The following is a 23,194-nucleotide window of genomic DNA, read 5'->3' on the forward strand; positions in this document are numbered from 1 at the left end:
AGCAAGGTTTTGGCGAAAGCCCACATGCCTTCCAGCGGGCGGCTTTACCGGGCGAGAAGCATCCGCCTTGAACGCTCTTGACCCGGTGCCTGAGAGACAGTATCGCCAGCTATGCCCAAGGTGCTCAACTGGATTCGCGGTCGTAAACAGCCTGCCCTCCGCGACGACCGGAGGCGGCGCAGAATAGACCTTGGCGACAGGCCGGTATCCTTTCCGATCTACGCCATTGGCGACGTGCATGGCAGCTTGGATCTGCTCCTGCATGCGGAAAGGAAAATCCTTGCGGACATGGCTGGCAATCCATCTCCTGCTCTGGTCGTTCTCCTGGGTGACTACGTCGATCGCGGGCGCGATTCCTGCGGTGTCCTCGAACACCTGCTGCGACCACCACAGGCGCCGCTGCGTCGCATCGCGCTTTGCGGCAATCACGAGCAGCTCTTCAGCGATTTTCTCGAAAATCCGCAAGACAACATGCACTGGCTGGATTTCGGCGGTCGCCAGACGCTTCTGTCCTACGGCGTCGACATAGACTATTTCCTGCACAAGGGCCGTCTGCGGCTTCAGCCATTCAAGGATGCGCTGATCGGCGCCATTCCCCAGACCCACCGTCAGCTTTTATCCAGCCTGCCAATCTATGCCCGCATCGGGCCTTACATCTTTGTGCATGCCGGTTTCAGACCTGGCACGCCGCTTGAGGCACAGACCGATGAGGATATGCTGTGGATCAGGGAACCCTTCCTTTCGGAAGGCGCGGGCCTAGAGCTTCTCGTCATCCACGGGCACACCCCGGTCGCGGAACCAGAGAGCGGCCCGCAACGTATCGGCATCGACACCGGCGCTTTTACGACGGGCAGGCTTACCGTTCTGAAACTCTCGGATGCCGGGCTGCACCTGATTTCCTGACGGCGTGCGCCTACCGTTCGCCAGGGCATTTTCAGCAAAAGTGCATAGCGGTTCTACATCCGGAAAATGCATAAAACGAAACAGTAGAGCCTGTCGAACGCTTCCGTTCAAACGGGGCGTGTCCAGCACCAAAGCGGTCAGGATTCACCTGAAATCCGGATTACTGACCGCTGAGGATGTTGCCAAGCGCCGTCATCTGCTGACGGTTCCATTCGACCGCGTCTTCGAAGGCCTTGTTTCCGAGCGCCTCGCGCTGATCGCGGCTGGAGGAGATTTGCAGGATAGCATCGGCAAAAGCCTGATGGTCACTGTCTTCCACAACGACAACGCCGCGGCGATAGCGCTCCGGCAACCCCCTTACGCCAGTTCGGCTGGTGACCGTTGGGATACCGGCCGCCAGGGCATCGAGCAGTTTTATGTTGATGCCGGTGCCGAGTGCGATGGGATTTATCGAGAGCGGCGCGCGCGTAAACGCTTCCTTCAAGCGGTCCACACGGCCGAGTTTGACAACCCCTTCCCTGTCTTCGATCTTGCCGCATACGCTACCGGCCACGACCAGGCGAATATCCGGGCGTGCCGCCCTGACGAGAGGCAGGACGTTATCAAGGAATGCATTCAGGGAAATAATATTGGCATCATTGCCTGAGCCAAGGAACAGGAAGTCACTCGAGGTGAGGTCTTCCACCCTTCCGTCAAGGTCGAGAATATGACTGACAGTTGCGACGGCCGGTGCCTCTTTGCCCAGCCGCTGCCTGAAGGTACGCTCCTCTTCCTCCTGTATGGCGACAACCACATCCGCGCGGCGGAACGCTTTGCATTCCACCTGCGGGGGAACCGAGAACCAATAGCCGTATTTGTTGGCGGTATTGATGAATGCCTTATGACGGTCGGCAAAGGAATCATGGGTATCGAGAATACGACGCACATCGTCAGGCAAGCCCAGAAAAGCCCTCGAATGAAAAGCATATTCCACGATAACGGCGTCAATTCCCAGCCGGCGCTGAATATCGCGGACCTGCCGGCCTATTTCAGGGTAATAAAACTCGTCGAGGTAATTGTAGAAACCACTGTCGTGACCGAGAAGCCGGTGGACCTTGCGGACGCCGCGGAAAGCCTTGTGGCTGAACTTGAAACCGAAATCTTCGATGAAGCGGGTTTTCCAGTCTTCGCGGCGGCGGGTTATCTTATGGAAACATCCGATCGAAAATTCGGTTGCGTGGGCCTCTTCCTCAAAATCCAGCACCATCGGCGTGTCGACATAAACGAAATGAACCTCGTGACCAAGCGCCCGCACGGCGCGGGTCAATTGCAGTATTCTGCTGCGATTCCCCTCGCTGGCAGGCACGGCCGGTATGGCTGAGATAAAAGCGATTTTCATACTATCGATCAACACTCTTGGAAAAAGTTTCGAATAATTGAAAATTGTTTTTTGACAGGCCAAGTACCTCCGGCAATTTCTGCCTCACGCGTTCACGAATGTCGTCAGCCTGATCGACGAATTGCAGCAGGGCATCCTTGAGGCCCTGATCCGTATAAAAAGCGGATGGCGACAGCAATTCGGATGCGGCTAAACCAAAATGCTGATAGAGCCCCTCGAACTTGCCTTGATAAGCGACGCATGTGACGGGAACGCCTTTGCCAAGCCCGGCTATGGCAAGATGCATTCGGCCGCTGACAATTCCGTCAAGCTTGCCGGCGATGCCCTTGAGGACCGGGGCCGACCATTGGCCATCCAGATATCGAACCCGATCAGCCAGTGAAGCGGGCACGAGTCCAGAAATGGCCTGAAGGCAGAACTGGTCGCCAAAACCCTCCCGGTAATCATGCGGAATAAGCAGCCAGCATACCGGCCGTTCATCAGCCACAAACCTCAACGCTTCAGCGCCGCGCGCGATGATCGTGTCAATCTGGTTGCGATCCGCATCCTTGAACAGCATCGGGTGCAGGTTGAACCCCATAACCCTGTAGCCCTCTGCACGCTTTTGCGCGATCCAGGCGCTTGTGTCCTCGTCAGGCTCCGAAGAAACGAGACTGAAGGCTGAATCGGCCACCAGCGCCGCATGTGTCCTGGCGAAGGATTTCAGCCGGCCAAGGGACACCGGGTCACGTACATTAATTGCGACGTCAGGATGAAGCGCGCTATAAAACATCGAAAGAGCGGGATGAGGCGTTTCGTTGAAACTGAAGCCCAGGATGACGTTTTTTATTCCTGCCGCTGCCGCCAAATCCGCGGCAGCCAGCAGTTTCGCACTCACCAGGGCATTGTAATAGCCGTCCATGACGTCAGCGCCGACGACAACCACACAATCATATTTTCTTGTCTTGAATTGCTGCTGCAGGGCACTGACGAAATCAGGCCTTCCGAAAATATCGACTGGAACAAAACCACGTGCGCTTAAAACATCGGCGCATTCCAATCCGTTGACGACGACATCGACTTCTACGCGATCATTTATGGCCCGGGCGTGTTGCACCACCGCAGTGATCATCGCATCATCGCCGATAGAACCGAAGACGGTTCTGGGGTCGCAGGCCACGATCAAGAGGCGCTTCAGAACGGTGCTCGCAGGGCGTGCAAATCGCAGCTTACGCTTCTCTTTCTGCAGGGCCTTGAAGAACTCGTCTATAGTCGGCTCCCTGTTGCGGCGTTCGTTGTACTTGACCCATTCACGGTGCAGCGGTGCGGGGAGGATCTTTTTTACGAGTTTACGCATGCGCTTCCTTCCGTGAGAGCACCTTGCTCATGACGAACATCAGTGCCGATCGCGCCTGTGTGCGGGCAACCGTCGCCATGAGCAGGAAATAAGTGACGACGAACGTGGATCCGAGCAGGATGCCGGACAGGAAATCGCCAAGGCCCAGTCCGGCGATTTCAGGTCGCATCCACTGAACCAGCGCAAAGCACAGACCGCTGGAGGCAAAACTCGGCAGCAATACAAGAGCGATGCGCCGGAGCGGGACATTCAGTTCGCGCGAGACAAAAAAGAAAGTGAAGGGCGTGGAGGCGAGTTGCCCAAAAACATAGACAATGACGAGTTCACCGATACTGTCTGTCGGTATCAGCAGGATCATGAGAATTGTCGCGACCGACTTGACGGTACCGGCAATCAGCACCTTGTTCGGACTTCCGCGCGCGGAGAGAAACGGGCCGTTCTGAAACTGCACACATTGCAAGGCACCAAGAAGAAGTAGGGGCCGTGCAATCACATCCGCCCCCTGCCATTGCGCCCCGAACAGGACACGGCAGATCTCCGGTGCCAATGCGGCGAAAAGCACGAAGGCCGGTGTCGAAACGATTGCGGATATGGCGATCAACTGCTTGTAGAGTTCCGCCATTCGCTCCCGCTCGTGCGATACACGGGAAAGCACCGTCAGGGAGACGTCATAAAGCGCCGACTGAAGCAATTGCATCATAAGTTGATAGAGACGGCTGCCAACGGTGTAGAGCCCGAAGGCAGCCACACCGTATCGTCCGAGAATGAGAAAGTCGATCAGGCGCGTCGACCCGAACTCCACGATGCGCAAGCCGAGCGCCGACGAACCAAAACGAAGCAATCCGATGAAACTATCCGGCTTGAGGGTAACACCCGGAACCCAGTAGGGTTTTCGCCAGAGCCAGACGAGGTTGACGACAGTTGCGACATATCCTTGAACGACAAGGCTCCAGACGCCGAGGCCGGTAATTGCGAAAACAATCGCAAAAGCACCGCCAATAATATTCGATATAAAGGTTCTGATCGCCAGCGGTTTGAAGGCGAGCGCACGCCGATAGTTCACTTCCTGAAAAAGAGAGGCTGTATTCAGCGGCAGCAATATGCAGATCGCCACGATGATTGGCGCCAATCCATCCACCTCGAACCAGCTTTCCAGCTCAGGCGAGAACACGCAAACAGTAGCGGCCAGCAGCGTCGCTACCGCGACCGAAACATAGAACGGCAGATTGACGTCACTGGGCTCCAGATCGCGCTTCTGCACAATCGCATCCGCAAATCCGAATTCCGACAGCATCTGGATCAGCATCAGAACCAGACCGGCCGTGGCGACCATGCCGTAATCCGTGGGGCTGAGGAAACGGGCGAGGACAATGAAGAGGATGGAGGTAAAAAGCTTTCCACCCCAGTTCTGGACAATGGACCAGAAAACTCCCCGAACAGCAGCGTTGCCTATTGAATTTGAGGTCGACATCAGTTGGCCACCCGCAAAGCTGGCTGTGGTGGTGCCAAGCTGGAGTTAATGAAATTACGTGCTGGCTTCTCGAACCCTTTGAAAACCACATAACTCATGAAGGTGAGGGATATGATCGTCACACTTAGATAAGGCAGCAAAAATTCGATCGGCTCGCCAAGCGCCTGCCACATGAACCTGAATAGCGTGGCAAACAGGATCCCGTGAATCATGTAGATTGCATAGGAGCAATCGCCGGCTTTTGACAAAATGGAAGCAATTCTCCCGGAGTAGGAAATGCTTCGCTCCCCTAATGCAGTGAACAGCATCGCAAGCGCCAGGAGCACCATAATATGATTGGGATTGGAAAGCCGGAACATCCACCACGCGGCGAGTAAAAACGTGGAAAGCCCGAGATATAGAAGCAAGGAATTTGAGATTTTCACCTGCTGATAAATCTTATAGGTGAGACATCCCATCAGAAAGCTCGGTAGAGCGCGAAGCATGCCAAAATCATAATTGGCGCCATACATACCGCCGGGTTGCTCCCATAAGGGCAGCCACGGGCGTGAAAAAACATAGAAAACGATAAGGACAAGCGGGGCGGAAACGTAAATCCTGGCGCTGCGGATCACCACAACAATGAACGGAAAAAGCAGGTAGCAGAAAAATTCTGCACTGATGGACCAGGACGCATGATTGAGCGTGAGTTTGTCTGCCAGTCCCCATGCCTGCACAAGAAAAGCGTTCAGCACGATATCGCGATATTCCACGCCGCCTGTTGGAAACGACAGCAAAACGGACATGCAAACCAAAACCGCCATGGTTGCTATATGGAGCGGATAGATGCGCGCCAACCTGCGCACCAGGAATGTCGAATAATTCGCTACGCCGAGCTGCAGATCCTTGTAATTGTGAAAAAGCACAAAACCCGACAGCATAAAAAAGAAGTCGACAAAAATGCCGAAACTTCCCACATCGATGACCGACTTGGCACGGCTATCAATGCTGTTGACGTGAAAAAGCACCACGCCGATTGCAGCCAGAAACCGATAAAAATCAAGCATTAGGAACCGTAATTTATTACTTGCTTCCATCTGCTTTTCCTTCGAAAAATCCGTAACAACACAATGTCCGTTACCGGCCTACGACGCGCGCAACGTCCTGTTCTCGCTCTGCTTTGCCAAAACGTCCTCGTAGAGTTTCACGTAGTTCTCGCCGACACGGCGCGAGGTGGATTCCTCGACGATGTTTCCGAAATCGGCCTCCGTCGGCAATTCTTCGCGTGAAAGCGTCAAAACCCGCCGAATGCGTGCGGCAAGGTCGGTAGCGTTGCCCGGTTCGAACAGCCAGTCGTGATTGGTCTCGCCGATAAGTTCAGGAATACCGCCGGAGGCTGCGCCGATGACCGGCACACCCATGGCATAAGCCTCGTAGATCGTGCGTGGCGAAGGCTCGGCCCAGAAGGATGGGACGATAAGAACATCGATCTCTTCGAAAAACTCCTTCGGCTTCGCCCAGCCGATGAACTCGATCGGCAGATCACCGGCCTGCGCCTTGAACCGCTCGATGGAATCGTCCATCGCCTGGCCGGCGACGAGACAGCGCCAGTTGCCGTGGCCGACTTGCCTGAAAGCATCGACCATGTTGCCGACGCCCTTTTCCGTATTGATGCGGCCAATATAGCCGAAGGTCAGCGGCCGGTCGGCCCGGTCGATCTGCCGGCGCGCAACGGGATCGCCCTCCGGAACCGTGCAGGAATAAAAGATGACGCGGCGCAGGCTTTCCGGAATGTGATGGAACAACCCGTGATTGACGTGCGTCTTGAGGATTTCCGTACCGACGCTTGCAACCGCGCCAATATAACGCTGCGTGAATTTCTTGGTGAAATTCACCACCTGACAGCCAAGATGGATGTGCTCGCACGGCTTGCCGCCCTTGAACATCGCAGCGTTGCCACACAGAAGGTCATATTCGCAGATCGTGTGAACGATCGGAATGCCGCGCTTATGAGCCGCCCGCCATACCAATGTCGTGACGTCCAGCAAGGAATGGGTGTTGAGAACATCGGGCCTGAAATCGTCGAGCACAGCCTCAAACTGCTTCTCGACATCGAAATTCCATTGCTGCTTGAGCTTCTGCATCCGCCTTTGCTGCGGTGAATATTGCGGCCAGTCCTCAAGCCAGAAATCATTGTTGTGGAACATGCGGTAAACGCTGACGCCGTTGCGCACGGTTTTTGGTTCGGCCTGCCGCTCTATGCAGGCGGCACCGACCTCATGTCCCATGGAGACGAGTTCCTCGGCCAGATGTTCGACCGAGCGTTCGCATCCACCAACAATATGCGGCGGATAAAGGCTGCTGAGATGGAGAATTCGCATGCGGATACGCTCTATTTTCCTTCATCGAAAATTTATGTATCCACCCCGGCCTCGCCCATATACCCGAACTTTCGAGAACAAACGGGCATGTGCAAAAATAAAAAGCCGGAACGGATCTAACGTCTGAAAATATGAATAACCAAAAATCTGCTTTTAAAGAGCACGGTAATCGACGCCATTTCAAGTCATTTTTTTCGCGGCGCGGCAAAAGCCATCCCGTGTTGCGAAAAGAACAGGTCTCGTGTTAGCTTCTTTTTATGAGAGAGGTTCAGGCATAGGCGGGAAACTTTCGCCGTGCCAGATTTTGATACTACTGCTTTTTATATTTATTTCATTTCAGAACATGGATTTGATTGCGACGGAAAATGCCAAAAGCTTCCAGGACATTTTGACAGGCGTTGCTGCCATTTAAGCCAGCGTCGCCCCGCCCTATGGCGGCCACGCTAGACTTTCGCCCGGATTGCCAGGAGACGCAGATGAACGGAAAACTGCCGGTTGCCATGGGCCGCCTGACACGGCGTGGTCTTCTTTCCGTCGCACCTGCGGCATTGGTCGCGGCTGCGGGCCTGCGTTCCACAACCGCGCAAGCTCAGCCCGTCGTTTCTGCCGACACGGAAGCATTTCTGGACAGTGTCGGCGTGTGTGGCCATTTTGCCCGCACGAAGGGCGTCTATCCGGAACGTTTCGAACATATCCTGCCGGAAATGGAAGCCCTTGGAGTGCGCCACCTGCGTGACGAGGGCCTGATTACCGCTTCAGACCGCCGCAACAGCCCCGCATTCCAGCGCCTGCGCCAGATCGTGGCAGCGGATATTCGTCTCACCATCATCTGTTACGATGATCTCAATCCTTACGTCTCCACGCCGCTAGACAGGATCGCGGATTTCTACGACTGGTGCGATGGCGGCATCGAGCTTTTCGAGGGCAGCAACGAACCTGTTTTAACGAAGGATCCCCAAAATGCGCCACGCCGCTCGGCGCAGCATCAGGCAGCGCTTTACGAAACGGCCCGCTCCAATCCCCGCTTGAGCGCCATCGGCATTGTCGCACCGAGCTATATCCAGACGAACATACCGCTGGCGCTCAATCTTGAGGAGACGTGCGATTTCGGCAATATTCACCCCTATGCCGGCATGGAGCATCCCGAAACAACCGGGCCGGGGCAGCTTTCAAAATTCGTGACGGCGTCGGCACCCATAGCGGCACGCCGGCCGATACTCGCCACGGAGATCGGATACCACACCTCGCTGAAGACCAAGAGCTTCCATTTCCCCGTCACCGAAGGCATCAAGGCGCGCTATATGCCGCGCACGCTCTTATGGTGTTTCATCAGCGGTATCCGCCGGTCCTATATTTACGAGATGGTCTCCAGTTTCGCTGACGATGAGACAAACCCCGAAACATCATTTGGCCTGTTACGGCATGACCTGAGCCGTACGCCGGCTTACGAGGCCGTCCGCGCCCTGCTTTCGCTTTGCAGGGCAAAGCGGCAGACGGCGCCGGCTGAACGCCGCATCGATTTCCTCCAGAGCGATACCCAAAGAGTATCCCTGCGGCTGGCGAGACCAGATGGCGCGTTACTCGTGCCGGTGTGGCTTGCTGTCCGGGGCTGGCAATGGCCGGCGCGGATTGAGAATCCGCCTGTTGAACGTCCCACGGCTTTTTCGGTAACAGGCACACATAGCCAGGTCATCGCACACCGGTTCCACGATGATGGGTCCGTTAGCCAGCACGCCATTGTGCAGGAAGGGGGGCAATATAGGCTTCCCGCTAGCGATCAGCTCACGGTTCTGGAAGTGTTTTGAGTGATATAAAACGGGAATTCCGCCTCTCGATTTTATGCATTGCCTCGGTCGGCTGCATGCTGTGAGATGCGGAAATACAGACTGCACGACCGAGCGGCCAGATATTATTAAATATATTTTTTGTAGATGGAAATGATAGCGCAAACATCAAAAAAACCACCAGTCACCGGTTCACAACGTCTGGACGTGCTTCAGATCCTGCGCGCAGCAGCAGCAGCGATGATTGTTGCGCTACACGCCCATGCCAATTGGGAATTTTCTCTTTTTCCCCTCCCCACCACAAAGCTTGGGGCTGGCGTCGATCTGTTCTTCGTTATTTCCGGCTTCGTCATCGTCTATGCCTCAAGACCCTATTTCGCCACGCCCGGCGGACGATCGGCCTTTTTCCTGCGAAGGCTTATCCGCATTCTTCCCCTCTACTGGTTCGCGCTCACGCTGCGGCTGGTGGCGCTGGCAGCGGCGGCCTTTCTCGGCGTCAAGGCGTTCCCGTCATTGCAGGCAATCCTCACGTCCTATTTCTTCATTCCGCATGACAGCATGGGTTACGGTGACGCCTATCCATTCCCAATCCTGGATCTTGGCTGGACGCTGAACTACGAGATGTTTTTTTATGTCGTGTTCGCATTCTTCATTGTCCTGCCGCTGGAACGCGCCGTTTGGGCGACAGCCGGCACCCTTTGCGCCGGCGTCCTGATCGGCGCCGTTTTTGATTTGGCCCTGCCCTTCAGTTTTTGGCTTCAGCCTATCGTTCTGGAATTCGTCGCGGGAATGGTGCTGGCCGTGTTGTTCCTGCGCGGCCTGCGCTTGCCGGCTGTGATTGGTTTTGCGGCAGCTGTGTCCGGCCTGGCGATCTGGGCACTCGTAGACCTGAGCATGTTCGAATCCTACGGTAATCCGGGCTTCTATTCATTTCCCAGGCTGTTCGTTCTGGGCGGCGGCGCTATTCTGCTTATGGTCGCCGCCACCCTGACGAGGGGGATCACTCTGCCGCGCGTCGCGCAACCTCTCGCAGCGCTCGGAGATTCCTCCTATGCGCTTTACCTGCTGCACCCATTCATTTTTCTCGGATTCAAAGGGGCTTTGGGAGCCTTGGCACTCCCGCAGGCGTGGAACAATGGCGTCTATCTTGCCGTTGTCGTTAGCACAATCGCTATCGCCCACGCCTTTCACCGCTTCGTCGAAATGCCGACGACAGCATGGCTTCGTGACAGGATCATAGCACCTCGAACGAAGATCGCCGTATCATAAGCCCTTCAAACGAAATCAAAGCTACCTGGTCATTAAGGATAGCTGCAGCTTGCCATCCAGCGCGCATTTTAACACTTGATCGTTTGCTTGGGCTGTGCGATTTAAGAGGAAATTTAAAATGTTGGATAACTCTGTTCAACATTGCGCATATTTAAGTTTGTATTTTAAAAATTTGGAGAGTTGTAATGTCTCGCCTTCGTAACGGCTCGACGCTCGCTGGTGCGATATTGGTTACCAGCATCGGCATTTTTTCTGCACCTGCCAATGCCCAGACGGTCGAAACCACGCCTCCGGCTGCTCAGCAGCAGACGCCACCGGTTGAAAGCGCAGCGACAGGCGCTCCCGTCAAAGCCGCAGATGAAACCAACGCCGCATTTCTGGCGCGCGTTCACAGCACCAATCCCGGTACCGTCGCTGTTTCCGCCGCAGAACTGTTCAAGCAGTCTCCCGCGCCCGGAACCATCAAAGATCTCATCACCATCGCATCCAGCACCGATGCGGCGACCGCCAACGTGGCAGGAGAGGTGACGAGCGGGTTTCCCATCATCGCCGTCTCCACCAGCGCCGCACAATTCTCCGAACAGCTTTCTGCTCTGGTTCTGAGTGATTCCAGCCAGTTGCCCACCATCGTTGCGCTGGCCCAGAAGGTCGCCAACAAGGACTTCTCCGAAGTTGTCGGCGAAGGTCTCGCACTCGCTTATTCCACAGCGATGCAAAGGGGCGATACGATACTTGCCGCCGCCATACAGTTGCAGACGAAGGGCACCGGCGTGCCCCCCGATCTTCTGATCGCCTTTAGCGAAAACGTCCAGGGAACGGCCGCCGGCCCGGCTGCACCCGCAGCTGCCGCGGCAGCCGCTTCCCCCATTGGCGGCGCCGGTTCCTCACCTGCAAGCGCCAACAGCATTGGTGGCTCAGGGGATACGGGTGCCGATGGCGGGACGATACAGGCGGGCGGTGGAGCAGCCCCCGTCGGCGGTGGCGGAAGCGGAACAACAACGACCGGTGGCACGAGCACTCTGCTGTCCATAACGGTTTCAACCGGCAGCACCAGCACGCCAACGAGCACAAGTCCCGTTTGAGCCTGGCTTTGCCGCCTTTTCCTTCGGAGATGGCGGCCGCCTGTTCCACGATGCAACCGAGACTTGGCGGGCGCTGCGCCCGCCATAAAGAGCGAGGCTGACAGTTGTTGCAAAGGCACGATCCCCTGACGATGACCGATTACGATAAAAGCGGACTTACAGCCGACTTTATCGATATCGACGCCGCCCTTGCGATGATCCGTCGGCAATGGCGCATCGTCCTTGCCGCGATCGTCGTTGCCGGGGCAATTGGTCTCGCCTTCGCCGCAACGGCCGTTCCAATCTATTCCGCCACGGCAACTCTCCTGATTGACCGCAACAACAGTCAGATCGTCGAGCAGCTTTCGACAATCGGCGGCGTCATCGAGGACGAAGCGTCCATTCTCAGCCAGGTCGAAGTCCTGCAATCGGAAACCATCGGTCTCGCTGTCGTCGACAGTCTCAACCTGACGGAAAACCAGGAATTCAGGGCAACACGTGCATCGCTTCTGAGCTCGATATTCAGCACCGTCCGTTCGCTGGTCAACGTGTCGCAATGGTTCTCACCCGTCAAGAAAGAAACGGTGATTGACGATGGAACCCTGAAAAGATCGCTGTCTGACCGGCTGCTTCAGGGCCTCAGTGTCAAACGCATTGGCCGAACCTATGCACTGGAACTGACCTATAATTCAACCTCGCCGGTTCTCGCCGCACAGATCGTCAACGCGGTGGCGTCGGCCTATCTGGTCGACAAGCTCAACTCCAAATATGAGGCGACGAAGCGGGCCAGCGACTGGTTGTCCGATCGCATCGCCGAGTTGCGCCAGCGCGCCCTTGAAACCGATCTGGCCGTGCAGAAATTTCGCGCCGAACACAACCTGATCGAGACCGGCACCAGCGGCCTGCTCTCTGATCAACAACTGGCGGCGTCCAACAGCGCGCTGATACTGGCGCAGTCGGATACGGCGCGAGCGCGGGCGAGGGTGCAACGTATCGAATATATCCTCGCCACCGATGATGTCGATGCGGTCGTCACCGATATTCTCGACAGCGCGGTTGCAAATGACCTGCGCAAAAAATATCTCGAATCCTCAAAGCTCGAAGCGGAAATCACCAGCCGGCTTGGCAGCAACCATGTTCAGGCGGTGCGTCTGCGCAACGAGATGCAGGAATATCGTCGGCTGATGTTCCAGGAAATCAGCCGAATCGCGCAGAGTTACAAAAGCGATCTCGAGGTTTCGGAAGCGCGGGAAAAATCTCTCGCGGAAAGTGTCGCCAAGGCCACCAATGTCAGCACCTCCGCCAGCCAGACCCAGGTTCAGCTTCGCGAATTGCAGCGTGAGGCGGAAACCTACAAGAACATGTATCAGACTTTCCTGCAGCGTTATCAGGAAGCGATGCAGCAGCAGTCCTTCCCCGTGACGGAAGCGCGCGTTATTTCCAAGGCGATGCCGCCTTATACGCCGAGCAAGCCGAACAAAACCATGATCCTGGCGCTGTTCATGATCATGGGGGCTGCAGCCGGCGGCGGTATCGCTGTGTTCCGCGAATTCCGCGACCGCTTCTTCCGCACGGGAGAGCAGGTTCGCGACGTTCTCGGTCTGGAGTTCCTCGGCAACACGCCGCTCGTCCAGGGCAAGCCCGGCGCGGATACCCTGAAGGATCAGGGTGATGCATCCAGCGCCACACGTCCCTCAAGCGTCGCCCGCTACGCTGTCGACCACCCGCTTTCATCTTTCGCCGAAACGCTGCGCAGCACGCGGCTTGCCATGGATCTCGGCATCGCCTCGAAACACGGCGCAAGGGTGGTCGGCGTGGTATCGGCTTTGCCGAGCGAGGGGAAATCGACGATCTCCATCAATCTGGCGCAGCTTCTGGCTGGGCAAGGTGCGCGGGTTCTGCTGCTGGATGCCGATATTCGTAATCCGGGCGCCACACGTGCCCTGGCGCGTCACGCCACCGAAGGCCTGCTCGAAGTGCTGCTGGAAGGCCGCAATATTCGCGATGTCCTTCTGCACGACGAAAAGACCCGGCTCGCTTTCCTCCCGACCGTCGTCAAGCAACGCGTACCGCATTCTTCCGAGCTGCTGACATCGCCACAAATGCACAAATTGCTAGCCGAGGCCGGCAGCGTCTTCGACTACATCATTGTCGATCTGCCGCCACTCGGGCCGGTTGTCGACGCCCGCGCGATGGCCAGCCGGATAGACGGCTTCGTTTTTGTTACCGAATGGGGCAAGACCGCCCGCAGGGCGGTCCGCAATACCATCGAAAACGAAGTCCATATCCGCAAGAAATGCCTCGGCGTCATTCTCAACAAGGTCGACACTGAAAAGCTGAAGCTCTACCGGGCCTATGGTTCGAGCGAATATTATCATTCGCGCTACACCAGATATTACCATGACTAGGCGGGACGGCCTGATGCGCCTGCCCAATATCTTGGTAGTTGTGCCGGTTCTCATCATTTCCGTCTTCGTTTTGTCGGTTGCGGCACATGCGTTTTCCGAAGCACGGCGCTTTTCCGATATAGTCGCCATGGCGAGAATTGCTGACGACAGAAACGGCCTGGCACCCGATCTACTGGCCACGGCCGTCGACGGACTTCGCCCCGTCGTTGCAGAAAGAATCTGCCGTTCAGATATCGTCAAATCCGGGCTGCGGCTGGTTCTGGCCGATCTTGATGCAAATGGCAAAGACGTGACATCCGAGACCGGCGCTGCGCGCCTTGGGTTTGCCGAGACCTATATTCGTCATGCCCTATTTTGTTTTCCGGCAAATGGCGATGTTTGGCTGCGTCTGGCCATGGTTCGTTCGCTGCGCAACGCCTCACCCCTGGAAATCGCCGTGCTGATGAATTTTTCCCATCTCTACGGGCCGGCCGACGCCAATCTCATACGCGGACGCTTCGTGATGTGGCAGCAATTTCCGAAAGAAACGCTGCCACAGGCCGAAGCGGCCAGGGAGGCGGATACAGCAGTCGTCTGTGGCAAGGAAGGTGAAATTCTGCGCTGGACCTTGCGGGATGCCTGTCCCCAGGAGCCGGCAAGCGGCACGAAACGATCCAAGCCGGCGCCATGAGGTAAAATCCGCGAAATGGCGCGAAACGCCTATTCGCTCCTGACACTGTCACAGCAAACGTCTTACAAAGCCGAAAACCATGCCGCCATTCGAAGCCCAACCAGAACCGCTGTCCCTCTCACCGTCCCGACCGGTCGCGTTTCAGGACTATTTCCGGACGGCCGCAATGGTAACATTCTGGGCAATATTCCTTCTCGCGCTTCTCAATCGCGGCGCGACCGAAATCGAAAGCCGCATCGTCGTCACCATAGCAATTTATGTCCTGCTGGTGCCTTCCATTCTGGTGTTCGGGCCGCCTCAAGGCGGTTCCGGCAAAGCGCTGGTCGCCGCCTGCTTTTTGCTGGCGGCACTCATCGTCCAGACCCTGCTGCAAACATCGCCTTTACCGGGCATCGCGCCACCCAACCCGGCCTGGGCCACCGCCGCGATGTTCGCGCAGGCCGTGCCCGCCGCCACGATCTCTCTCACCCCGGCGGATGATCAGCTCGGACTTTTGAGCGCTGCCCTGCCCTTCGGGGCTTTCATGGCCGGCCTTGTGATTTTCGATAGCGACGAGCGCGCAGCAAAAGCGCTACGATGGTTTGCAATAGCCGGCGGTTGGCTGGCGCTATGGGCGATCCTGCAATTTCTGCTTTTCCCGGACATGCTGGGCTTTATTCAGAAACGCTTTTATCTTGGCAGCCTGACGGGTCTTTTCGTCAACCGCAACACCGCCGCAACCTTCTTTGGCCTCATCCTTCTCACCCTCGTCGTACTGCTGCACAAAAGGCTCGTGGCGCCGGACTGGAGGATGATCCGAGCACTTGTGGCAAACCGCCTGACGGTGCCGGACGAACAGAAACGGCTCATCCGCAAAGCCGCCTTCATCGGCGCTCTCACCGCCTTTTGCTTTCTCGCCCTGATGCTGACCGGATCTCGCGCGGGGATCATGTCGAGCTTTGCCGCGCTGCTTTTCCTTATTCTTCTCACCGTTTTCAACTCCCCCTTGAGGGCGGGCCGCAAGGCGGCGGCTTCACGGCGCAGGCGGCGCGGGTTTAAACGCAAGGCGGCAGTCATGCTCGCCATCACCATCGCCCTGTTCTCGCTTTTCGCCAGTCGGGTGGCGCTGCGCATGGAAACGCGCGTGGAAGACGATATGCGCTTCTGCTACATGCCGGGCATCATGCGCGCCATCGCCGATAACTGGCCCTGGGGGTCAGGCCTTGCAAGTTTTGCGGAAACCTATGCACCCTATCATATGGCACAATGCGGCGTGGATGCCATCGTCACCCATGCCCATAATGTCTATGCCGAAGGCTTACTGACACTCGGCATCGCATTTCCTTTCTACGCGGCTTTTTTTGTGCTTGCCCACCTCGCTATTTTTATTCGCGGAGCGCGCAAACGCAAAAGCTACCGTTACGCCTCCCATCTCGGCCTTGCGGGGTTATTGCTTGTCGCACTCCATTCCACACTTGATTTTTCGCTACAGGTGCCAGGCTTCGCCATGGCCTATGCGGTCTTCCTTGCCCCCATTGTCACTCTTTGCCTTCGCCCGCCGGGAGTGGAGCGGGAGGGGCGACGGCGAAGACAATCTTCGGCCGGTCCCATGATGCCAGGCTCGACCGGCCAGGGTGAGGCGGTGAACACCGCGTTTTGGCAACCGTAACCGCTATGAGGTGCATATTCGGACAGCGCGAAACAAATGATTGCAGAACCAAATAGGCGCGGGAAATTGGCATGCGGATATTGCAGGTAACATCTCTATTTTCTCCCGACCGGGTGGGCGGCGCGGAGATATTCGTGGAAGACCTTGCACGCGGGCTGGCGGACAAGGGACATGCGGTTGCGGTGGCCGCCATTTCCCGGAAACAACAGCCTGCGGAGCTGCGTGATGGTTTCGCCATCCACCGCCTTGGATATACGACACCGTTTTTCATCGGCGATTGGGAGCAGCAGCCGGGATGGAAGCGCAAATATTACAAAGCCGCCGTGCAACTGGATCCGCGCCTTGTGCGCCGGCTCGCACATGTCATCAATGATTTCCGCCCGGATGTCGTTAACACCCATTCGCTCTCTGAATTGACGCCGCTGATCTGGCCGATGATCCGCAGGCGAGGCATTCCGCTTGTTCATTCCCTGCATGATTTCACCAGCATGTGCACCAACGGATCGCTGTTTCACGATGGGCACATTTGCGATGGCAGCAGCAAGAAATGCCGCACCTTTTCTTATCTGCACCGGCGTTGCCAATGTGCCGTCGATGCCGTGGCCGGCGTTGGCCGCGATATTGTCGATCGCCATGTCCAGGCCGGCTTCTTCACCCATGTGCCCGAAAATCGCCGCGCGGTTATCTGGAACGCCATAGCGCCGCCGGTCTCACAGAATTCGCGCAAGCCCCGCACGGCCGGTGAGCCGATTGTTTTCGGCTATCTCGGCCGCATCGAGGCGCCCAAGGGCGCGGATCTGCTGATCGAGGCGCTGCACCTCCTGCCGCCGCAAGGCTGGCGGCTGGTCATGGCGGGTCGGGCACCGAGCGGCATCGAAGCCTATCGGCAGAAGGCCGCAGACCTTCCCGTCGAATTCCCCGGTTATGTGGAGGCCGATAATTTCTTCGCGGGTATAGATTGTCTTATTGTGCCGCCTTTATGGCCGGAGGCTTTCGGGCGCACTGTCGCCGAGGCTATCCTGCGCGGCGTTCCCGTCATCGGTGCCAATCTCGCCGGGGTTGCCGAACAAATCGGCCACGACAGGCCGGAACGTCTTTTTACACCGGGCAAGGCAATCGAACTCGCCGCACGCATGGTCGATGCCATGCACAATCCCGAAATTCTCGTGGAGACGCCCGAAACCATGGCGCGAATTTCGCAGGGCGTCTCCCCCGAGCGGGTGGTCGCGGCCTATGAAGCGCTCTATGCGGGTCTGCGCAGCAGCATTCGGTCATAAGCCGTGAGAATTGATATTTTTATGGAAAAGCTGCGCATAGCTCTCCGCCGCCTTCTGCCATGAATATAGCTTGCGGTTCTCGTAACCCGCCTCGCGAAGATCATCCGCCAGACCAGGTTCCCGGAAAAGCCGGTCAAGCGCGGCGACAAGGCTGTCGGCGTCGGCGGGGTCGAAGGTAAGCGCGCCCCTGCCGGCAATCTCCGGCGTCGCGGAGCGGTTGGAGCAGACGACCGGACATCCCAGCTGTTGTGCTTCCAAGACCGGCAGGCAGAACCCTTCATAGGTGGAGGGCACACAGAGGCAGGCGGCATGTCGATAGAGTTCTGCCAGTTGCCGGTCGTCTATGCCAGAGAGCCGGACCAGCCGCGCCTTCAACTCCGGATCGTCTAGCGCATTGCCGATTTCCTCGGCTTCGTCCTGGCCCACATGCACCACATGCAGATCCGGCCACGCCTTGCCAAGCCGCGCAAAAGCCCTGCCGAGCAGTGCAAAATTTTTATTGGACGTCGCGTTTCCGACCGCCAGTATATAAGGCCCGGCTATCGGCGAGGGCTCGTTTACAGCGTCCGGGTCAACCTTCAGGGTGCTGTCGGAATAAATGGTCAGGCTTTTGCCGGCAGCGGCGGGATAAAAGCGCGCCAAGTCCCGTCGTGTCGCATCGGACACGCAGCTTATTCGATCAGAACCGGCCATCATAAGGCGAAAAATGAAATCGGTCGTCAGGGTCGCCCGCCAGCCGATCTGTTCCGGGATCGTCTTGAAATAAAGATCGTGAACAAGCGTGACACGCCGTTTGCCGCCAAGAGGACTCCCAAAGGGATCGGCATTAAAAAGCACATCAATCCTGTGCCGGCGGCAAAGTGCAGGCAACGTCAGGGCCTGACGCAGCACATCGAAAACCATGATGCGCGGCCGCGGTGTCTCTATCAATTGAAGGCGGCTGTCACGCAGGCTTTCGGGCAATTGCGCCCGCGTCCAGGGAGAACGCAGAATATAGTCGTCCTGCGTCTGCTCCAGAAGCCACTCCAGCAGGCTGAATGTTACGCGGGCGACGCCGGAAGCCTTGCCGCCATATTGGCTCGGCATGTTTACGAGAATGCGCATCGACTGCCTCACGCCGCTTCCGCCAGCAACGCGGAAACCGCTCTGCTGGTCTCTTCCAGCGAAAAACGCTGGCTCACATCATCCCGCCCCTTCTGCGCCAGCCTTTCTGCCAGAGCCGGATGCGACAGAATGCAGCCAAGTGCTGCGGCGAGTGCGCTGGCATCGTTCGGTGGCACGAGAAGACCCGTTTCCCCATCCCGAATGATTTCGGTAACTCCGCCACCGCGTGTGGCGACAACCGGTCGGCCACACATCATTGCCTCGACCACCACCCGGCCGAAGGGTTCGGCGACTATCGAGGTGTGAGCAATCGCATCCATTGCAGCCATCAGTTCAGGAACATCCGAACGGAAACCGAGGAAGCGGACGCGACCATCGAGACCGAGACGGGATGCCTGGTCACGGATGCGCGCCTCATAGGCCTCCTGCCCGAAAAGCGCTCCGCCAACGACAACGGCCTGAACACCATCCATCGCTGCAATCGCCTCCAGAAAAACATGCTGTCCCTTCCATTCACTCAGCCGGCCGAACAACCCGACGACGCGTTCAGGGCCAAGGCCGAGTTCGGCACGCAGCCGTGCGGCCTTGCCAGGATCATAAATGGCTGCTTTCGCGGGATCGAAGCCATTGTAAACGATGCGGACCTTTTCCGCTTCGCCGCCCGCCTCAATGAAAGCCCTGCCCGTTTCCTGTGAATTGACGGCCACAAGCCTGGCAAAATGGCGCGCAAATGCCAGCGAAGCGCGGCGATTGGCGGCGCTGAAAGCTGGATCGGTGACAATGTCATGTAAAACCCAGACAAGCGGGCGGCGGCTGAGTTTCGCTGCAAGCGCACAGACAAAAAGCGCCTTCTGCGAATTGGCGCAGATGACATCGTAATGTCTCGCCTCCCGGCTCAACTGCCAGGCGACGGCCATCACGTCGGCCGCTCCACGCAGCATTGCACCGACAGATGAATCGCGACGTATCGACAGCATTTTTTTGCCAGCGGACAACATGACTGGTGGCCGCCCTGAGGCCGCAAGATCATCTGCGGCGCCGCCGCCGCTGAGAAAACAGGCACGCCAGGAAGGTGGCCCAGCCTTGACCAGATCCGTCAGGAAAAGCTCGGCTCCGCCCTTCTCACCGGTATGGCTGACAAAAAGAGCGGATGTCATGGCATCACCTGTAGTGCGGCGAGGCGTTCGCCATACCATTGCCCCTTATCGCGGGCACGAACAGAAGGCTCAAAAACGGCCCCAGCACGCCTGGCAGAGACGGGCATATCCTGATCATGAGCTTCAGTGTAAGAACGACAATGCTTGCTTACGCTTGAAAAAAATGACATTTAAACCTTCATGCGGATCAAAAATCCGATCCGCTTAAAATAAAAGAAAAATATTCTATTTTTGTATTTTAAAATAATTCGAAGAAAAATGCGTGACGTTCAATTTTATATGCTGTTCACCGCTTGGCTTCCTGCGTTTTTCCCCCCGGTATCACGGCAGCGCTATACTGCGGCCAGACCAGGAGAACGAACGATGACAGTACTCGAACATAACATATGCATATATATGACGGGAACGAAAGAGGTGCCGGCATGATCGGCGTGACACTCGGTATCGTTCCCGGGAATATCCGCGCCCTCGTCCCCTCCCTGAACGCACTCTCACCTTTGCGCGCCCGCCTGACCACCGGACGAGATGCCACGATCTTCGTGAATGGCGACAGTACCGCCTATGCCGAAGCCGGACCTTTCCAGCAATTTGCCGTCATGCTTGGCGAGCTGCACGACTTGAAAGTGGTGGTATACCGCTGGGCGGAATGGCAGACAAACGCCCCGACCGGACCGAAAGCCTATGCCGAGCCGGTGACACTGCGCGCCGGCACTGGCGGAACGCTCACGGTCTATCTCGCCGCACTGCCGGGGGGAACGGCGGGTTACATGCTCGCGGAACAGCGCGCGACTGCGCTGAAGATTCCACGTCCCGATCTGTGTATCATGCATCATGGGCACAATATGCAGAGTTTTGAGGCGCCTGGCGGCATCCTGAGTTCGGGACGATCCACCCTGTTTGGACCGCTGGGTATGACCGAATGGCACTGGCCCGACACCCCACAACTCATCACCACGCAAAATCCCTGGCGCGATAACACGGCTTACGACAAAGTCTATCAAGCGATCCTCGATGTGGGCCGGACCCACCCCAACCTCACTCTGGTGGATACCCACGCAGCATTTGTGGCAAAAGGTAAGGACGCGACCCTTTATCGTGACAATATCCATCCGAACGACGCCGGCTCTCGGCTCATCGCCCAAACCTTGTTCGGCTGTTATCTGGCGTCAGCGCCCGAAAGCAGTTTTCAGACACCTTGCTGGCCGAAACTTCCTAACACCAATCTCATAGCTAACGGCGATTTCACCGATTGGACAGGCTCCGTTCCAACGGGCTGGAGCTTGAATGCCCCAGGCTCCGTTATCAAAGCCGCCGATGTCACCTTTTCCCCCACCTTCGCACATAGCCTCGCCTTGCGTGCGAATGGTAGCCAAGCAGTGGGACTTCTTCGCTATTTCCGTAATTCGGAAGCTGTCGCAATGATCGGCAAAACCGTTTCATTTGCGGTGCTCTACAAATATTCCGAGGGGCAACGCCCACCCTTTGTTGCACTGGTCGTGAAAAGCGGTGGCACATCCCGCACCATCAACGCCGCGGCCCTTCAGTTCGGCGGAGCGAACGGTCTGGGTAACAGCGGCTGGATGTGGGCCACCGCCAACGAGATAATAATAGATTCCGACCTTAGTCCCAGTGGTTTCGGTTTATACCTGCAAATCTATCCAGCCTTCGGTGCCAGCCCGCCAAGCTCAAATGAACCACTTTATATCCAACGGGTCATCGCCACAGAAAGTCCTCTGCCGAAAGGTAATCTGAGCGGCTGAGATACACAGAAAGATTGTCTTGCGCGGCCATGCTGTCAAGATCACTATTCACCGTCATCCCCCTATTGTCCTGCGGAGATGACGCCCTCTCAACAGGGCCACTCCAGGTCCGCCAATGAAAGACAGGCCGCGAATGACCCGACGCGCAAATGGGCTGACATCGCGTCAGTTCCCGTTACCAGGCTTCGTCATGGCGATGCCGCTCTACCCTCGAAAAACATTCAATGTTCCCACTCGTTTTCTGTCCATCTTTGTTTTTTCGATCGGTTTTTTCATTCAATGCAATGTCTTGACCAGCAATATCGGCCTGCGCTTTCTCAACATCACTGACATGCTGGTGCTGGTGACTTTACCCGTCATCGCACTGCTTTACATTCGGTGCCTTACGCCTTCGATCACCCTGTTATATCTTGTCCCGCTGACTGTGATTTTCGCTCTTACGACTATTTTTGCCGATGAGCGCGGCGATGGCGAATTTTACACCACGGCGATGACCTATTTCTACGCCGTTTATTTTCTGTTCTTTGCCTATATGCTGTTCAAGGAGGATCTTCTTGAGCTGTTCTGCTGGAGTATTTTCGCCGGTTTTATCGCTGTGACGATACTCTTGTTTCTCGATATCGTCATTCATGATCGGCTTGCTTCTCTTGGCCTGTCTTTCATGTTCGATGAAGTCGGGGTGCTGGAGGCTGCGGCAAAAGGTGAAATAAGTCCGTTACTTTTGCGCGTCGAAAAAGCGGGAGGAATCTGGCCCGTAGGGAACACCGCGGGACCGGTATTCGCTCTGGCCGGTGCGGCGGCGGCCTATCTTGCAGAACGCCACAGGCGTCCCACGCTGTTTGCGGCATTTTTAATTATCTACTTGGCGACCTTTACTCTCACGCTTAACCGGTCGGGGATATTTGCGGTTCTCATCATAGGGCTCTATTACTACGTCAGAAATTTTTCAATCCGGATGCTCCTCAGTACATATTTCGGCTTTGCTCTCCTGGCCCTCAGCATCGCCGCCATTTTGCCATTGGGCGCTTTCGATTTTGCCGAGCAAGCTTTTTCGAAGCGTTTTCTTGAGGACACCAACACGAGTAATAACGCACAGGAACGTTGGGAAACAATTGTCGCCGGCGTCCAGGTCATGCTCAACCATCCGTTGGGTATTGGCTTTACTGCACGATATGGTGAATTGTCTCAAATGACGAGAATCGGCACGCCACATAATGGCTTTCTGGCCACCGCCTATGCATCGGGCATTGGATTTTGCATTCTCAGCGCCTTTGCGACCATCTATGCAGTTTTCCGAAAACGAAAGATCAGTTTCTTTGCCTATTCAGCGATTGGGGTCATAGTCGGCTACCAATTTGAAGAGCTGAATTTCAATCCTGTCTTCATGGCGCATGTTGGACTTGCCCTCGCCTATGCTTTCATCGATCTCGATTTCAGGCTTTTTCTGAAAAATACGATAACGCGGATGGCAGCGATGACGCAGAGCGTACGCAGCGGGGATGCAGGCAGCTTCACCGACAAGGTGGGAGCCTGAGACATCCAGCCTTCTGATGGAATAAATTGGTAACAAGCGCCAAGCCGATCAAATCATATATCTGCGCGGCGGCC

Annotated in this window: 17 protein-coding genes; 10 read left to right on the plus strand and 7 right to left on the minus strand. The window is 56.6% G+C overall.

The window, feature by feature from the left end; all coding sequences use genetic code 11:
* Positions 1-111 precede the first annotated feature (111 nt).
* The gene (locus tag AGR13A_RS17190) at positions 112-903 is read left to right on the plus strand and encodes a metallophosphoesterase family protein (protein ID WP_080837903.1); all 792 of its coding nucleotides are present in this window, start codon (positions 112-114) and stop codon (positions 901-903) included.
* Positions 904-1,063: 160 nt separating this feature from the next.
* On the opposite strand, the gene AGR13A_RS17195 is transcribed toward AGR13A_RS17190, so the two are convergent.
* Genes AGR13A_RS17195 through AGR13A_RS17215 form a run of 5 tightly spaced genes read right to left on the minus strand, consistent with a single transcriptional unit; the run spans position 1,064 to position 7,448 of the window.
* Positions 1,064-2,281 (minus strand): glycosyltransferase family 4 protein, encoded by a 1,218-nt coding sequence (locus tag AGR13A_RS17195; RefSeq protein WP_080837906.1) that lies wholly within the window; start codon positions 2,279-2,281, stop codon positions 1,064-1,066.
* Between the two features lies 1 nt (position 2,282).
* Positions 2,283-3,617, minus strand: a complete 1,335-nt coding sequence (locus AGR13A_RS17200; protein ID WP_080837908.1) for a polysaccharide pyruvyl transferase family protein — start codon at positions 3,615-3,617, stop codon at positions 2,283-2,285.
* Positions 3,610-5,088 (minus strand): lipopolysaccharide biosynthesis protein, encoded by a 1,479-nt coding sequence (locus AGR13A_RS17205; RefSeq protein WP_080837911.1) that lies wholly within the window; start codon positions 5,086-5,088, stop codon positions 3,610-3,612. The genes AGR13A_RS17200 and AGR13A_RS17205 overlap by 8 nt, the downstream gene beginning before the upstream one ends.
* Entirely contained in the window at positions 5,088-6,164 is a 1,077-nt protein-coding gene (locus tag AGR13A_RS17210; protein ID WP_080837913.1) for an acyltransferase family protein, read from the minus strand. Before AGR13A_RS17210 ends, AGR13A_RS17205 begins: the two co-directional genes overlap by 1 nt.
* A gap of 48 nt (positions 6,165-6,212) precedes the next feature.
* Positions 6,213-7,448, minus strand: coding sequence for a glycosyltransferase family 4 protein (locus tag AGR13A_RS17215; RefSeq protein ID WP_080837918.1), 1,236 nt, complete (start codon positions 7,446-7,448; stop codon positions 6,213-6,215).
* A gap of 476 nt (positions 7,449-7,924) precedes the next feature.
* Here AGR13A_RS17215 and AGR13A_RS17220 point away from each other — a divergent pair, with 476 nt between their 5' ends.
* From AGR13A_RS17220 to AGR13A_RS17250, 7 genes are all read left to right on the plus strand, one after another.
* On the plus strand, positions 7,925-9,253 hold the full coding sequence (locus tag AGR13A_RS17220) for a hypothetical protein (RefSeq protein ID WP_080837922.1): 1,329 nt from the start codon (positions 7,925-7,927) through the stop codon (positions 9,251-9,253).
* A gap of 132 nt (positions 9,254-9,385) precedes the next feature.
* Positions 9,386-10,501, plus strand: coding sequence for an acyltransferase family protein (locus tag AGR13A_RS17225; protein ID WP_308400289.1), 1,116 nt, complete (start codon positions 9,386-9,388; stop codon positions 10,499-10,501).
* A 185-nt stretch (positions 10,502-10,686) separates the two neighbouring features.
* Positions 10,687-11,583, plus strand: coding sequence for a hypothetical protein (locus AGR13A_RS17230; RefSeq protein ID WP_080837927.1), 897 nt, complete (start codon positions 10,687-10,689; stop codon positions 11,581-11,583).
* A gap of 131 nt (positions 11,584-11,714) precedes the next feature.
* Positions 11,715-13,970 (plus strand): polysaccharide biosynthesis tyrosine autokinase, encoded by a 2,256-nt coding sequence (locus AGR13A_RS17235; protein WP_035222701.1) that lies wholly within the window; start codon positions 11,715-11,717, stop codon positions 13,968-13,970.
* Positions 13,963-14,640 (plus strand): hypothetical protein, encoded by a 678-nt coding sequence (locus AGR13A_RS17240; RefSeq protein ID WP_308400291.1) that lies wholly within the window; start codon positions 13,963-13,965, stop codon positions 14,638-14,640. Before AGR13A_RS17235 ends, AGR13A_RS17240 begins: the two co-directional genes overlap by 8 nt.
* A 79-nt stretch (positions 14,641-14,719) precedes the next feature.
* Complete coding sequence (locus AGR13A_RS17245; RefSeq protein ID WP_080837932.1) at positions 14,720-16,288, plus strand: O-antigen ligase family protein; 1,569 nt, start codon at positions 14,720-14,722, stop codon at positions 16,286-16,288.
* Between the two features lie 71 nt (positions 16,289-16,359).
* Positions 16,360-17,565, plus strand: a complete 1,206-nt coding sequence (locus AGR13A_RS17250) for a glycosyltransferase family 4 protein (protein WP_080837935.1) — start codon at positions 16,360-16,362, stop codon at positions 17,563-17,565.
* On the opposite strand, the gene AGR13A_RS17255 is transcribed toward AGR13A_RS17250, so the two are convergent.
* Together AGR13A_RS17255 and AGR13A_RS17260 are read right to left on the minus strand one after the other, a co-directional pair.
* On the minus strand, positions 17,560-18,669 hold the full coding sequence (locus AGR13A_RS17255; protein WP_080837938.1) for a glycosyltransferase family 4 protein: 1,110 nt from the start codon (positions 18,667-18,669) through the stop codon (positions 17,560-17,562). The genes AGR13A_RS17250 and AGR13A_RS17255 overlap by 6 nt on opposite strands.
* 8 nt (positions 18,670-18,677) lie before the next feature.
* Complete coding sequence (locus AGR13A_RS17260; RefSeq protein WP_080837941.1) at positions 18,678-19,826, minus strand: glycosyltransferase family 4 protein; 1,149 nt, start codon at positions 19,824-19,826, stop codon at positions 18,678-18,680.
* Between the two features lie 422 nt (positions 19,827-20,248).
* Here AGR13A_RS17260 and AGR13A_RS17265 point away from each other — a divergent pair, with 422 nt between their 5' ends.
* Both AGR13A_RS17265 and AGR13A_RS17270 read left to right on the plus strand, forming a co-directional pair.
* Positions 20,249-21,586: an SGNH/GDSL hydrolase family protein gene (locus AGR13A_RS17265; protein ID WP_080840272.1), complete on the plus strand. Its 1,338-nt coding sequence runs from the start codon at positions 20,249-20,251 to the stop codon at positions 21,584-21,586.
* Positions 21,587-21,719: 133 nt separating this feature from the next.
* Positions 21,720-23,120: an O-antigen ligase family protein gene (locus AGR13A_RS17270; protein ID WP_080837943.1), complete on the plus strand. Its 1,401-nt coding sequence runs from the start codon at positions 21,720-21,722 to the stop codon at positions 23,118-23,120.
* The last annotated feature ends 74 nt before the right edge of the window (positions 23,121-23,194 follow it).

This window comes from Agrobacterium genomosp. 13 str. CFBP 6927, from assembly GCA_900012615.1.
GTDB lineage: Bacteria > Pseudomonadota > Alphaproteobacteria > Rhizobiales > Rhizobiaceae > Agrobacterium.

Coding starts and splice junctions, on each gene's coding strand:
- AGR13A_RS17190 (WP_080837903.1), top strand. CDS start 112: ATGCCCAAGGTGCTCAACTGGATTCGCGGTCGTAAACAGCCTGCCCTC.
- AGR13A_RS17195 (WP_080837906.1), bottom strand. CDS start 2,281: ATGAAAATCGCTTTTATCTCAGCCATACCGGCCGTGCCTGCCAGCGAG.
- AGR13A_RS17200 (WP_080837908.1), bottom strand. CDS start 3,617: ATGCGTAAACTCGTAAAAAAGATCCTCCCCGCACCGCTGCACCGTGAA.
- AGR13A_RS17205 (WP_080837911.1), bottom strand. CDS start 5,088: ATGTCGACCTCAAATTCAATAGGCAACGCTGCTGTTCGGGGAGTTTTC.
- AGR13A_RS17210 (WP_080837913.1), bottom strand. CDS start 6,164: ATGGAAGCAAGTAATAAATTACGGTTCCTAATGCTTGATTTTTATCGG.
- AGR13A_RS17215 (WP_080837918.1), bottom strand. CDS start 7,448: ATGCGAATTCTCCATCTCAGCAGCCTTTATCCGCCGCATATTGTTGGT.
- AGR13A_RS17220 (WP_080837922.1), top strand. CDS start 7,925: ATGAACGGAAAACTGCCGGTTGCCATGGGCCGCCTGACACGGCGTGGT.
- AGR13A_RS17225 (WP_308400289.1), top strand. CDS start 9,386: ATGATAGCGCAAACATCAAAAAAACCACCAGTCACCGGTTCACAACGT.
- AGR13A_RS17230 (WP_080837927.1), top strand. CDS start 10,687: ATGTCTCGCCTTCGTAACGGCTCGACGCTCGCTGGTGCGATATTGGTT.
- AGR13A_RS17235 (WP_035222701.1), top strand. CDS start 11,715: ATGACCGATTACGATAAAAGCGGACTTACAGCCGACTTTATCGATATC.
- AGR13A_RS17240 (WP_308400291.1), top strand. CDS start 13,963: ATGACTAGGCGGGACGGCCTGATGCGCCTGCCCAATATCTTGGTAGTT.
- AGR13A_RS17245 (WP_080837932.1), top strand. CDS start 14,720: ATGCCGCCATTCGAAGCCCAACCAGAACCGCTGTCCCTCTCACCGTCC.
- AGR13A_RS17250 (WP_080837935.1), top strand. CDS start 16,360: ATGCGGATATTGCAGGTAACATCTCTATTTTCTCCCGACCGGGTGGGC.
- AGR13A_RS17255 (WP_080837938.1), bottom strand. CDS start 18,669: ATGCGCATTCTCGTAAACATGCCGAGCCAATATGGCGGCAAGGCTTCC.
- AGR13A_RS17260 (WP_080837941.1), bottom strand. CDS start 19,826: ATGACATCCGCTCTTTTTGTCAGCCATACCGGTGAGAAGGGCGGAGCC.
- AGR13A_RS17265 (WP_080840272.1), top strand. CDS start 20,249: ATGATCGGCGTGACACTCGGTATCGTTCCCGGGAATATCCGCGCCCTC.
- AGR13A_RS17270 (WP_080837943.1), top strand. CDS start 21,720: ATGACCCGACGCGCAAATGGGCTGACATCGCGTCAGTTCCCGTTACCA.